Raw genomic sequence first — 12155 nt, 5'->3', positions numbered from 1 at the left:
GGATTTCCGTCAGGATGAGCCGACTCGGCGGGGTCGGGGGTCGCTCGGAGACGGGCTCAGAGGGACAGGTAGCCGGCGGAGCGGAGGCCCTCGATGACCTCGTCCAGAGCTTCTTCGATGGAGCGGCCGGTGGTGTCGACGCGTACGTCGGCGTCGGCCGGCTCCTCGTAGGGCGAGGAGATGCCGGTGAACTCCGGGATCTCGCCGCGCCGGGCCTTGGCGTAGAGGCCCTTGCGGTCGCGCCGCTCGCACTCCTCCAGCGGCGTGGCCACGTGGACCAGGAAGAAGGCGCCACCGGCGTCGTCGACGAAGCCGCGTACGTCCTGGCGGGTCGAGTCGAAGGGGGCGATGGGGGAGCAGACGGCGAGGCCGCCATGGCGGGAGATCTCGGCGGCCACCCAGCCGATCCGGCGGATGTTGGTCTCCCGGTCCTCCTTGGAGAAGGTCAGACCGGCCGACAGGTTGCGGCGCACGACATCGCCGTCGAGCGAGGTGACGGTGCGCGCGCCCTGCTCGAGGATCCTGTCCATCAGGGCACGAGCGAGGGTGGACTTGCCCGAGCCGGACAGACCGGTGAAGAAGATGACCAGGCCCTGCTCCTCAGGGGCGGGCTGGTCGGCGTCGATGACCGCCGCGACGGCGTCGGGATAGTCCTCGGACGCAACAGGGGCCAGGGCGTGGACCGGATCCCCGCCCGCGTACGCAGCCACGACCGCCACGCCGAGCGCATGGTCGGCCTCGGGGTCGTCGTGAGCAGCCAGCGGCACCGCGACGACGGCCGCGTCGGGCAGGGCGTCGGCGGCCAGCAACGACGCGCGCAACAGCGCGACGGGGGAGAGCGCGGGGGTGCCGTGCCCGACCAGAGCGAGCAGCAGTACCGGCCCGAGGGCCGCGATCTCCGCGATCTCGGCGGTGGTGAGCGCGTCGGCGACCGGGACGACCGTCCGCCCGGCGTACGCCTCCCGCGCCTGCGACGGCGTGAGATAGAGCCGTCGGAAGGGGCCGTAGGCGGGGGAGGAGAGGCCGGTGACCTCGCCCGCGGGCCAGGTGACCCGGGCGATCGGCAGTCCCTCGGGGTCGACGATCTCGACGGCGCCGGCGTCCTTGGCGGCGAGCTCGACGTCCCCTGGAAGATCCAGCCGCAGTGCCGACTCCAGCGCGTTCAGTGGGCCGGGCAGGGCGCGGGCGACGATCAGCTCGATGTCATCGAGCTCACGGGGTGACGGAGAGTACTGCGGCACGGGCACGCCCGAACTCTAACGTCGGGGCCTGGGGTTCCTGGAACCGCGCTCACGCACTGTCGCGGCGGCAGAATCCCGCCATGGCGGGATTCTGCGGACCTGTCACCGCGGACCAGGCAGCATTTCCCCGCCATGGCGGGAAAATGCCCCCGCCCGACACGGCACAGATACAGGAAGCGGCGGCTCCCAGCAGGGGAGCCGCCGCTTCACGCAGACGAGCGATCAGTCGTTGATCATGCCCGCGCCGACGGTGACGCCGGTCGCCTCGTCGATGAGGATGAAGGAGCCGGTGGTGCGGTTCTTCGAGTAGGGGTCGCACAGCAGCGGCTTGGTGGTGCGCAGCTGCACGCGGCCGATCTCGTTGAGGCCGAGCTCCTTGGTCTCCAGGTCGCGGTGGAGGCTGTTGACGTCCAGGCGGTACTGGATGTCCTTGACCAGCGCTCGCGCCGAGTTGGAGGTGTGCTTGATGGCCAGCTTCTGCCGCGGACGCAGCGGAGCGTTGGTCATCCAGCAGATCATCGCGTCGATGTCCTGGCTCGGCTCAGGGGCGTTCTTGACCCGCGAGATCATGTCGCCGCGGCTCACGTCGACGTCGTCCTCGAGCCGGACGGTCACCGACATCGGCGGGAACGCCTCGGGGATCTCCTTGTCGAACAGGTCGATCCCGGCGATCCGGCTGGTCATCCCCGACGGGAGCACCATGACCTCGTCGCCCGGCTTGAGTACGCCACCGGCGACCTGACCCGCGTAGCCGCGGTAGTCGTGGTGGTCGTCGGACTTCGGCCGGATGACGTACTGCACCGGAAGGCGCACGTCGACCAGGTCGCGGTCGGAGGCGACGTGGACGTGCTCGAGGTGGTGGATCAGCGTCGGGCCGGAGTACCAGTCCATGCTGGTCGAGCGGGTCACCACGTTGTCGCCCTGGAGCGCCGAGATCGGGATGACCTCGAGGTCCGGGATGTTGAGCTTGGTCGCGAACGCGGTGAACTCGGCGGAGATCTTCTTGTAGACCTCCTCGGAGTAGTCCACCAGGTCCATCTTGTTGATGCACAGGACCAGGTGGGGCACGCGCAGCAGCGAGAGCAGCACCGCGTGGCGGCGCGACTGCTCGGTCAGGCCGTGACGAGCGTCGACGAGCACCAGGCCGAGGTCGGCGGTGGAGGCGCCGGTGACCATGTTGCGCGTGTACTGCACGTGGCCCGGGGTGTCGGCGATGATGAACTTGCGGTTGGGCGTCGCGAAGTAGCGGTAGGCCACATCGATGGTGATGCCCTGCTCACGCTCGGACCGCAGTCCGTCGGTCAGCAGCGACAGGTCGACGTAGCCGTGGCCCTTGTCCTGCGAGGTCTTCTCGACCGACTCGAGCTGGTCGGTGAAGATCGACTTCGAGTCGAACAGCAGCCGCCCGATGAGGGTGGACTTGCCGTCGTCGACCGAGCCGGCGGTGGCGAACCGCAGAAGGTCCATGGCCATCAGAAGTAACCTTCCTTCTTGCGGTCCTCCATGGCAGCCTCGGAGAACCGGTCGTCACCGCGGGTCGCGCCACGCTCGGTGACCCGGGCGGCGGCGACCTCCTCGATGATCTGCTCGATGGTCGACGCCGTGCTTTCAACGCAACCGGTAAGTGTCATGTCGCCGCAGGTGCGGTAGCGGACCGTACGCTCGGTGACGACCTCGCCCTCGCGCAGCGGGTTGAGCGGGGTCTCGGTCAGCAGCATGCCGTCGCGCTCGAAGACGCGGCGCTGGTGGGCGAAGTAGACCTCGGGGATCTCGATGCCCTCGCGGCCGATGTAGTCCCAGATGTCCAGCTCGGTCCAGTTGGAGATCGGGAAGATCCGCATGTGCTCGCCCTCGTGCAGGCGGCCGTTGTAGAGCGACCAGAGCTCGGGGCGCTGCATCTTGGGGTCCCACTGGCCGAACTCGTCGCGGTGGGAGTAGACGCGCTCCTTGGCGCGGGCCTTCTCCTCGTCGCGGCGACCGCCACCGAAGGCGGCGGTGAAGCCGTTCTCCTCGATCGCGTTCAACAGGGTGGGCGTCTGGAGCCGGTTGCGCGAGGTCTTGCCGTCGTCGACGACGATGCCGCGCGCGATGGCGTCATCGATGCTCGCGATCACCAGGCGTACGCCCAGGCGGCTGACCCAGCGGTCACGGGTCTCGGCGACCTCGGGGAAGTCGAGGCCGTTGTCGATCTGGAGGACCGGGAACGGGATCTTGGCCGGGAAGAAGGCCTTCTCCGCAAGTCGCAGCATCACGATGCTGTCCTTGCCGCCCGAGAACATCAGGACAGGCTTCTCGAACTCTGCCGCGGCCTCGCGGAAGATGTGGATCGACTCGGCTTCCAGCTGGTCGAGCTGGCTGAGCCGGTAGTCGGCGTGTGTTGCAGTCATTACGGAACCAGAGGACCTCTCCGTCAGGTTGAGGCGCCCATGCTAGTGGCGGCTTCCACGGCACGGCGAAATGTCCCATCCCCGCGTGGGCAGGAATCCGAGTGTACGCAGGCGCGGGCCCTGGTCCGGAAGCGCCACTCGCACCGTGAGATGCGGCGTCGGGACGGGTCAGCGCCGTGGCGCCGCGACGACCCTGTCCCCGGCGAGCAGGAAGGCGATCCTGCCGACGTCACCGACCGCGGACCCCGCCAGATCGAGCCGTCGGAGCAGGTCGCGTACGCCGCCGGGGTCGATGTCCTCGCCCGCCCGGACACCGAGCGCCTGCCGGATCGTCTCGGCGTGGATGCGCCGGCCGCCGAGCCGGTCCCAGCGCTCCGCGACGAGCGCAGCCTGCGCACCGAAGGTGACCAGCTCGGTGCGGGTGGCGGGGATCCCGCCGGAGCGTGCCCGCCCCAGGTCCGCGACCCTCGCCGAGGCCTCCTCGGGCGTGGTCGGCCGCAGGATGTGCGTCGACGGATGCTCGTACGTCGGCCAGAACCACTTCCCCGAGGCCCGCCGCAGCGCGAACTTCCCCTGGTGACCACCGAGCGAGAACCGGGGCCGGGCCCGCTGGTCGAGCCACGAGGTGGGCTGGTTGCGCAGCGCCGCGAGCCGGGTCGCGATCTCGGGCAGCGGCGCCTCGACGGCGTGCGGCGCCCGGCGCCAGGGCAGGTCGGGGTCGGCCGAGAGCGAGACCGCGCCGGGGAGATCGTCGCCGTAGGAGGCGAGCAGCGTCATCGGCTCGGTGTCCGGCAGGCCTCGCTCGCGCGCCCATCTGCGGCGTACGTCGTCGCGGGTGGGAAGCAGGTTGTCCAGCCAGGCGCGGGCGGCCCCCGGGGCGGCCGCGCCGGTGCGCGGGAGGGAGAGCGAGATCGGGGTCGGGCCGGCGGACTCGGCATAGCTGAAGTCGACCCGGTCGCCGACCTGGCGGAAGGTGCCCATCCGGCGGCGGCCGGCGAAGGCGTACAGCTCTCGCATCAGACCTGGGTCAGGCAGTGGGCCAGGACGGCGTCGAGATCGACGTCCTCCAGGGGTGGGGCGATCGGGGAGAGTTGCGTGGGCGCCAGGTAGACGTCGAGGACCTCCAGCAGCGCGAGCGCCTTGCCGAGCTCGGCGCGCGGGTGGCCGGACTCGACGTCGACGACGAACCGTCGGCCCACCCCGGCCCGGTGGGCCAGGTCGCTCTGGGTGAGTCCGGCGCGGCGCCGGGCCGATCGGACGGCCGACCCGAAGGCGTCCGGCGAGGTCAGGTACGGCGACGGCACGATGAACACTGTACGCGATGTTCCCGTACGGGAACATGGTCGCCGGAGTTCCTGTGACCTGCCTCAAACCGCTGCTTACAGTGCCGAACATGAAGATCACCGTTGTCGGCGTGGGCTACGTCGGGATGTCGCTCGCCGTCCTGCTCGCCCAGAAGCACGACGTCGTCGTCCTGGACATCTCCCAGGAGCGGGTCGACCTGGTCAACACGGCCAGGACCCCGATCGAGGACGCCGAGATCACCAGCTTCCTGGCCACCAAGGAGCTCGGCCTGCGCGCGACCCTCGACAAGGAGGACGCCTACGCGGACGCCGCGTACGTCATCGTCGCCACCCCGACGAACTACGACGAGGCCTCGAACTACTTCGACACCTCGACCGTCGACAGCGTGATCGCGGACGCGGTGAGCTACGCGCCGGAGGCCGCGATCGTGGTGAAGTCGACCATCCCGGTCGGCTACATCGCGGCCAAGCGTGACCAGCACCCCGAGGCGACGCTCTTCTTCAGCCCCGAGTTCCTCCGCGAGGGCAAGGCGCTCCACGACAACCTGCACCCCTCCCGCATCGTCGTCGGCGACGACTCCCCGGCCGCGAAGGGCTTCGCCGAGCTGCTGCTCGAGGGCTCGCTCGAGCCCGACGTACCCGTGCTGATGACCGGCGCCACCGAGGCCGAGGCGATCAAGCTGTTCGCCAACACCTACCTCGCGCTGCGGGTCGCCTACTTCAACGAGCTGGACACCTACGCCGCGACCCACGGCCTCAACACGCCTCAGATCATCGAGGGCGTCGGCCTGGACCCCCGGATCGGCTCGCACTACAACAACCCGAGCTTCGGCTACGGCGGCTACTGCCTGCCCAAGGACACCAGGCAGCTGCAGGCCAACTACCAAGACGTCCCGCAGAACCTCATCTCGGCGATCGTCGAGGCCAACACCACGCGCAAGGACTTCGTCGCCACCGACATCCTGCGGCGCGAGCCGAAGGTGGTCGGCGTCTACCGGCTGATCATGAAGTCCGGCTCGGACAACTTCCGGGAGTCCTCGATCCAGGGCGTGATGAAGCGGATCAAGGCCAAGGGCGTCGAGGTGGTCATCTTCGAGCCCGAGCTCGACGAGCCGACGTTCTTCCACTCCGAGATCATCAAGGACCTCGACGAGTTCAAGCAGCGAGCCGACGTGATCATCGCCAACCGGCGCACCGACGTGCTCGCCGACGTCGCCGACAAGGTCTACACGCGCGACATCTACGGCCGCGACTGAGGCCCTCCTGCGGAGAGATCTGCTCCCGTGGGCGACCTGCGGGTAACGGACCGGTGAACATCGGTTCGCAATGAACCGTGCGCGGATGCGTACAGTTATTGTCGCGTCTTCTGCTCAGTGTCTAGGAATGAGGCAACATCATGGCTGGTGACTCCGAGACCCGCCCCTGGGGTTCGTGGCACGTCATCGACATCGGTCCGGGCTACAAGGTCAAGCGGATCGAGGTGCTGCCCAACAGCCGCCTCTCCTACCAGACCCACACCCACCGCTCCGAGCACTGGGTGGTCATCTACGGCAAGGCCACCTGCATCATCGACGGCGTGACCACGATCGCCGGCCCCGGTGAGTCCGTCGACGTCGCCGTCGGCCAGGCCCACCGGATCTGCAACGAGACCGACGAGCCGCTCTCGATCATCGAGGTCCAGCGCGGTGGCTACACCGGCGAGGACGACATCGTCCGGCTCGAGGACGACTTCGGTCGGGCCGAGCAGAAGATCACGGCAGAGGCCTGAGCCGCGAGCCTCAGGCCAGCAGGCCGAGCAGGTACTTCCCGTAGCCGCTCTTCAGCAGCGGCTGGGCGAGCTCGGAGAGCTCCTCGTCGGAGAGCCAGCCCTGGCGCCAGGCGACCTCTTCTGGGGCGCCGATCTTGGTGCCCTGGCGGTGTTCGATGGCGCGGATGAAGTTGGCGGCCTCGTTGAGGTCCTCGAGGGTGCCGGTGTCGAGCCAGGCGGTGCCACGGGGCAGCACCTCGACAGAGAGAGTGCCGGCCTCGAGGTAGATCCGGTTGAGGTCGGTGATCTCGAGCTCGCCGCGCGCGGACGGCTGGAGGTTGCGGGCGTGCTCGATGACCGAGCTGTCGTAGAAGTAGAGGCCGGGGACGGCGTACGGGCTCTTCGGCTTCTCCGGCTTCTCCTCGAGAGAGATCGCCTTGAAGGACTCGTCGAACTCGACGACGCCGTAGGCGCGCGGGTCGGCGACGCGGTAGCCGAAGACGGCGCCGCCAGTGATCGTCTTGAAGCGGGCCAGCTGGGTGCCGAGGCCGGGGCCGTAGAAGATGTTGTCGCCCAGGACCAGGCCGACACCGTCCTCGGAGGAGTTGAGGAAGCCGACGTCGGCGCCGATCGTGAACGCCTGGGCGAGGCCGTCGGGGGAGGGCTGCTCGGCGTAGCTGATGTTGACGCCGAGATGGCTGCCGTCACCGAGGAGCCGGTGGAAGCCGGAGGCCTCGTGAGGGGTCGTGATCACCAGGATGTCGCGGATGCCGGCCAGCATCAGCGTGGTCAGCGGGTAGTAGATCATCGGCTTGTCGTAGATCGGCATCAGCTGCTTGCTGATCGCGAGCGTGATCGGGTGCAGACGTGAGCCGGTGCCTCCGGCGAGGATGATCCCCTTCATGGTCAGTTGATCCTACGGATGTTCACCCGACGTTCTAGGGAACCCACCGGGGCGAGGCGACCACCGGGGGATTAATTCTGCCTACGATGAACCGGTGAGACGGATTCTTGTGACAGGCGGGGCCGGGTTCATCGGCTCCAACTTCGTGCACCACCTCGTGGCCAACACCGATGCGTACGTGACGGTGCTCGACAAGCTGACCTATGCCTCCTCGGAGGCATCGCTGGCGGGGATCCCGGAGGAGCGGGTGAAGCTCGTGGTCGGCGACATCGCCGACGCCGCGGTCGTCGAGCCGCTGGTGGCGGAGTCGGACGCCGTGGTGCACTACGCGGCCGAGTCGCACAACGACAACTCCCTCTCGGACCCGGCTCCGTTCGTCCAGACCAACATCGTGGGCACGTATCAGCTGCTCGAGGCGGTCCGTCGTCACGACGTACGTTTCCACCACGTCTCCACCGACGAGGTCTACGGCGACCTGGACCTCCATGACCCGAAGCGGTTCACCGAGGACACCCCCTACCAGCCGTCCTCGCCCTACTCGGCGACCAAGGCCGGCTCGGACCACCTCGTCCGCGCCTGGGTGCGCTCCTTCGGCGTGCGCGCGACGATCTCCAACTGCTCCAACAACTACGGCCCCTGGCAGCACGTGGAGAAGTTCATCCCGCGCCAGGTCACCGAGGTGATCGAGGGGCGCCGGCCGCGCGTCTACGGCGACGGGCTCAACGTACGCGACTGGATCCACACCGACGACCACTCCTCGGCGGTCTGGACGATCCTGGAGAAGGGCCGGATCGGGGAGACCTACCTGATCGGTGCCGACGGCGAGAAGTCCAACGTCGAGGTCGTCCGCGCGATCCTGCGTCACTTCGGGCGCCCCGAGGACGACATCGAGTGGGTCACCGACCGCGCCGGCCACGACCGGCGCTACGCCATCGAGTCCGGCAAGCTGCGCAGCGAGCTCGGCTGGGAGCCGAAGTACCAGGACTTCGACAAGGGTCTGGCCGCCACCATCGCCTGGTATCAGGAGAACGAGGCCTGGTGGTCGCCGCTCAAGCACGAGACCGAAGCCAAGTACGCCGCGAAGGGGCAGTGATCTCGGTGGCTGAGCTTCGCGTCGAGGAGACCCCGATCCCCGGTCTCCTGGTGGCCCACCTGCCCGTGCACGGTGACGCTCGCGGCTGGTTCAAGGAGAACTGGCAGCGCGAGAAGATGGTCGCCCTGGGGCTGCCGGACTTCGGGCCGGTGCAGAACAACATGTCCTTCAACGCCTCCCGTGGCGCGACCCGGGGCATCCACACCGAGCCGTGGGACAAGTTCGTCTCGGTGGCGTGCGGGCGGGTCTTCGCGGCGTGGGTCGACATGCGCGAGGGCGAGTCCTTCGGGACGACCTTCTCCGTCGAGATCGGGCCCGAGACCGCCGTCTTCGTGCCGCGTGGGGTGGGCAACTCCTACCAGGCGCTGGAGGACCTCACCGTCTACTCCTACCTGGTCAACGACCACTGGCGCCCCGGGTTCGCCTACCCGGCGCTTCATCTGGGTGACGAGACGGCGGCGATCCCGTGGCCGATCCCGCTGGAGTCGGCCGAGATCTCCGAGAAGGACCTCGCCAACCCGCGGCTGGCCGAGATCACCCCGATGAAGCCGAAGAAGACCCTGATCATCGGCGCCAACGGCCAGCTCGGCCGCGCGCTCGTGTCGGTCTTCCCGGACGCCGACGCGGTCGACCTCGACGAGCTCGACATCTCCGACGAGAAGGCGGTCGCGGCCTGGCCGTGGCCCGACTACCAGCTCATCCTCAACGCCGCCGCCTACACCGCGGTCGACGTCGCCGAGACCGCCGACGGCCGGCGCACCGCCTGGGCCGCCAACGCGACCGCCCCGGCACTGCTCGCCCGGGTCGCGACCGAGCACCGGCTGACCCTGGTGCACTACTCCACCGAGTACGTCTTCGACGGCACCGCCACCGAGCACACCGAGGACGAGCCGGTCTCGCCCCTCGGCGTCTACGCCCAGTCCAAGGCCGCCGGCGACATCGCCGTCGCGGGCACCGCTCGGCACTACGTCCTGCGCACCTCCTGGGTCGTCGGTGACGGCAAGAACTTCGTACGCACCATGGCGGCTCTCGCCGAGAAGGGCGTCTCGCCCACCGTGGTCGACGACCAGATCGGCCGGCTCACCTTCACCGACACGCTCGCTGCCGCCACCGCTCACCTGCTGCGGTCCGGGGCTGCGTACGGGGTATACAACTGCACCAACGCCGGGGAGCCGTGCTCATGGCGGGACGTCGCCGCCGAGGTGTTCTCGCTGTCGGGCCGTGACCGGGCCGACGTGGGCGCCACCTCGACCGAGGCGTACTTCGCGGGCAAGGAGGGCGTCGCGCCGCGACCGCTCAACTCGGTGATGTCCCTCGACAAGCTCGCCGCCACCGGCTTCGAGCCCGAGGACCATCTCGAGGCTCTCCGCCGCTATCTGAAGGCCTGAGCGCCGAGTCGGCTCGTCCTGACGCAGAAACATGCCGAGTCGGCTCGTTGGAACGAGCCGACTCGGCATCAGATTTGGTCAGAACGAACCGACTCGACGTAGGGGCTACTTCTCCGAGCGCTCCGGGAGCCGCCAGGCGGCGGCGTTGTTGTCGAAGGCGTCCAGGCCGCGCGACTGGCGGATGAAGCCCCACAGGAGCGGGCCGAGGAGCAGCATCGCGCCACCGAGGAGCAGCAGGAAGGTGGCATCGGCGCCGAGCATCTTGGCGCCCGAGAGCGTCAGCATGATGACGATGCCGCGCCGGATGACCGACTGGGAGACCCAGCGGGCCATCCGGGAGCCGAGGAAGGTGCCGGGGGTGCCACCGAGGATGAGCGGGATCAGCACCGCCCATTCGACGCCGTGGTTGATCACCTGGCCGATCGCGGCGGCCAGGACGAGCGGCACCGCCTGGAGCAGGTCGGTGCCGACCAGCTTGACCGCGGACAGCGTCGGGTAGACCAGCAGCAGCGCGATCATGATGACCGAGCCGGAGCCGACCGAGGTGATGCCGACCAGGAGACCGCCGAGCGCGCCGATGACGATGGTGAGCAGCGGCTTCAGGCGGGGATCTTCGTCGGGAGCCTCGTTGCCGGCAGCGACCTGACGCAGCTGCAGGTACATCCGGAACATGTAGGACGCCGCCGCGAAGAGCAGCGCCCCGCCGAGGACGAGCTTGAGGAAGTGGTCGGTGTCGCCGGGCGCCAGCTTGTGGACGAAGGTGCCCAGGAACGCGCACGGCACCGAGCCGATGATGAGGTAGGTCGCCAGCCGTACGTTGGGCGAGCCGTGGCGCCAGTGCACCGCGGCGCCGACCGACTTGTTGACCGAGGCGGCGACGAGGTCGTTGGCGACCGCGGTCGTCGGGGGCACCCCGAGGAAGATCAGCGCAGGCGTCATCAGGGCGCCTCCGCCCATGCCGGTCAGCCCGACGACGATGCCGATGCCGAAGCTGACCACGAGCACGCTGAGCGCGTCTTGGGTGAGGAGGTCGGCGAACACGGGGCAACTCTCACATAGTCTCGCCCCCATGCCAGCACCCGTGCCGTTCGCCGAGATCGTCCGCTCCGACTTCGTCGAGGGACACCACTACGGATCAGTCGTCTCCCTGGCCGCCGACGGCACTGTGAGCTGGTCGCTCGGTGACGTCGACTCGCCGATGCTGCCGCGCTCCTCGAACAAGCCGGTCCAGGCGCTCGCGATGGTGATCCTCGGCCTCGACCTGGCGCCCGACCTGCTCGCCCTCGCCTGCGCCTCGCACTCGGGCGAGGAGTTCCACCAGGAAGGCGTACGCCGCATCCTCGCCACCGTCGGTCTCGACGAGTCCGCGCTCGGCAACATCGAGGACTACCCGTTCGGGATCGAGGCGCGGGAGGAGGCGCTCCGTCGCGGCGAGCCGAAGACCCGGCTGGCGATGAACTGCTCCGGCAAGCATGCCGCGATGCTCGCCACCTGCGTCGCGGCCGGCTGGCCGCTGGAGGGCTATCTGGACCCCAAGCACCCGCTCCAGGAGGGGATCTGCGAGGTGCTCGAGGCGTGCACCGGCGAGGTCGCGTACGCCACCGTGGACGGCTGCGGGGCACCTGCCCTGTCCACGTCGCTGACCGGGCTGGCGCGAGCGTTCTCGACGATCGGCTCGGCGGTCGATGGTCCGGCCGCGCGGGTCGCCGAGGCGATCCGGTCCCACCCCGAGTACGTATCGGGCACGACGCGCGACGAGCTCGCGCTGCACCGTGCCGTACCCGGGCTGATCGGCAAGCTGGGCGCCGAGGCGGTCTACGCCGTCGCGCTTCCGGACGGCCGCGCGTGGACGCTGAAGGCCGACGACGGCGGTGACCGGGCGCGGGCGGCGGTGATGGCCGCCGCGCTGCTGCGGGACGGGGTCGGTGATCTGGACGGGGTCGACGCCGACGCCTTGCGCGCGACCGGTGACGCGCCGATCCTCGGTGGTGGGCGCAGGGTGGGGGAGATCCGCGCACTGTTGTGACCTGCTAGCGGCGCGCTAGCGAGTCGAGGATGCCGTGACTGCGCGCGTTTGCCCCGGTTGACGAA

At 69.1% G+C, this 12155-nt stretch carries 12 protein-coding genes; 5 read left to right on the top strand and 7 right to left on the bottom strand.

All coding sequences use genetic code 11. The features are described from left to right. Nucleotides 1-56 precede the first annotated feature (56 nt). From cysC to ACIRON_RS22760, 5 genes are all read right to left on the bottom strand, one after another. The gene (gene cysC / locus ACIRON_RS22780; RefSeq protein ID WP_402995745.1) at nucleotides 57-1247 is read right to left on the bottom strand and encodes an adenylyl-sulfate kinase; all 1191 of its coding nucleotides are present in this window, start codon (nucleotides 1245-1247) and stop codon (nucleotides 57-59) included. Between the two features lie 216 nt (nucleotides 1248-1463). Next, the gene (locus ACIRON_RS22775) at nucleotides 1464-2714 is read right to left on the bottom strand and encodes a sulfate adenylyltransferase subunit 1 (protein ID WP_402995744.1); all 1251 of its coding nucleotides are present in this window, start codon (nucleotides 2712-2714) and stop codon (nucleotides 1464-1466) included. Beyond that, complete coding sequence (gene cysD, locus ACIRON_RS22770) at nucleotides 2714-3628, bottom strand: sulfate adenylyltransferase subunit CysD (protein WP_402995742.1); 915 nt, start codon at nucleotides 3626-3628, stop codon at nucleotides 2714-2716. Before cysD ends, ACIRON_RS22775 begins: the two co-directional genes overlap by 1 nt. 168 nt (nucleotides 3629-3796) lie before the next feature. Then, nucleotides 3797-4645 carry a HipA N-terminal domain-containing protein gene (locus ACIRON_RS22765; protein WP_402995740.1) on the bottom strand — a complete coding sequence of 283 codons (849 nt, stop codon included), beginning with the start codon at nucleotides 4643-4645 and terminating at the stop codon, nucleotides 3797-3799. Then, nucleotides 4645-4932 (bottom strand): helix-turn-helix transcriptional regulator, encoded by a 288-nt coding sequence (locus ACIRON_RS22760; RefSeq protein WP_402995738.1) that lies wholly within the window; start codon nucleotides 4930-4932, stop codon nucleotides 4645-4647. The genes ACIRON_RS22765 and ACIRON_RS22760 overlap by 1 nt, the downstream gene beginning before the upstream one ends. An 89-nt stretch (nucleotides 4933-5021) precedes the next feature. Here ACIRON_RS22760 and ACIRON_RS22755 point away from each other — a divergent pair, with 89 nt between their 5' ends. Then, nucleotides 5022-6188: a nucleotide sugar dehydrogenase gene (locus ACIRON_RS22755; RefSeq protein WP_402995736.1), complete on the top strand. Its 1167-nt coding sequence runs from the start codon at nucleotides 5022-5024 to the stop codon at nucleotides 6186-6188. A 140-nt stretch (nucleotides 6189-6328) separates the two neighbouring features. Then, entirely contained in the window at nucleotides 6329-6700 is a 372-nt protein-coding gene (locus ACIRON_RS22750) for a phosphomannose isomerase type II C-terminal cupin domain (protein ID WP_091045897.1), read from the top strand. Between the two features lie 10 nt (nucleotides 6701-6710). Here ACIRON_RS22750 and rfbA read toward each other — a convergent pair whose 3' ends face one another. Further along, complete coding sequence (rfbA, locus tag ACIRON_RS22745) at nucleotides 6711-7583, bottom strand: glucose-1-phosphate thymidylyltransferase RfbA (protein ID WP_091045899.1); 873 nt, start codon at nucleotides 7581-7583, stop codon at nucleotides 6711-6713. A 94-nt stretch (nucleotides 7584-7677) separates the two neighbouring features. Between rfbA and rfbB the strand changes: the two genes are divergently transcribed. Then, nucleotides 7678-8676 (top strand): dTDP-glucose 4,6-dehydratase, encoded by a 999-nt coding sequence (rfbB, locus tag ACIRON_RS22740; protein WP_402995733.1) that lies wholly within the window; start codon nucleotides 7678-7680, stop codon nucleotides 8674-8676. Between the two features lie 5 nt (nucleotides 8677-8681). Further along, entirely contained in the window at nucleotides 8682-10064 is a 1383-nt protein-coding gene (locus ACIRON_RS22735) for a sugar nucleotide-binding protein (protein WP_402995731.1), read from the top strand. A 105-nt stretch (nucleotides 10065-10169) separates the two neighbouring features. Here the strand turns inward: ACIRON_RS22735 and ACIRON_RS22730 are convergent, their stop codons facing one another. Next, on the bottom strand, nucleotides 10170-11105 hold the full coding sequence (locus ACIRON_RS22730; RefSeq protein WP_091045903.1) for a sulfite exporter TauE/SafE family protein: 936 nt from the start codon (nucleotides 11103-11105) through the stop codon (nucleotides 10170-10172). A 28-nt stretch (nucleotides 11106-11133) separates the two neighbouring features. Between ACIRON_RS22730 and ACIRON_RS22725 the strand changes: the two genes are divergently transcribed. Then, on the top strand, nucleotides 11134-12090 hold the full coding sequence (locus ACIRON_RS22725) for an asparaginase (RefSeq protein ID WP_402995729.1): 957 nt from the start codon (nucleotides 11134-11136) through the stop codon (nucleotides 12088-12090). Nucleotides 12091-12155: the final 65 nt, after the last annotated feature.

This window comes from Nocardioides sp. NPDC101246 (assembly GCF_044767415.1).
GTDB lineage: Bacteria > Actinomycetota > Actinomycetes > Propionibacteriales > Nocardioidaceae > Nocardioides.
The sequence above is the reverse complement of the archived record's forward strand: the minus strand, read 5'-3'. Positions and strand labels throughout refer to the sequence as shown.

Excerpts from the sequence above, each read along its gene's own strand:
- ACIRON_RS22750 (WP_091045897.1), top strand. The coding sequence starts at position 6,329 with ATGGCTGGTGACTCCGAGACCCGCCCCTGGGGTTCGTGGCACGTCATC.
- ACIRON_RS22765 (WP_402995740.1), bottom strand. The coding sequence starts at position 4,645 with ATGCGAGAGCTGTACGCCTTCGCCGGCCGCCGCCGGATGGGCACCTTC.
- cysD (WP_402995742.1), bottom strand. The coding sequence starts at position 3,628 with ATGACTGCAACACACGCCGACTACCGGCTCAGCCAGCTCGACCAGCTG.
- ACIRON_RS22775 (WP_402995744.1), bottom strand. The coding sequence starts at position 2,714 with ATGGCCATGGACCTTCTGCGGTTCGCCACCGCCGGCTCGGTCGACGAC.
- rfbA (WP_091045899.1), bottom strand. The coding sequence starts at position 7,583 with ATGAAGGGGATCATCCTCGCCGGAGGCACCGGCTCACGTCTGCACCCG.
- ACIRON_RS22755 (WP_402995736.1), top strand. The coding sequence starts at position 5,022 with ATGAAGATCACCGTTGTCGGCGTGGGCTACGTCGGGATGTCGCTCGCC.
- ACIRON_RS22725 (WP_402995729.1), top strand. The coding sequence starts at position 11,134 with ATGCCAGCACCCGTGCCGTTCGCCGAGATCGTCCGCTCCGACTTCGTC.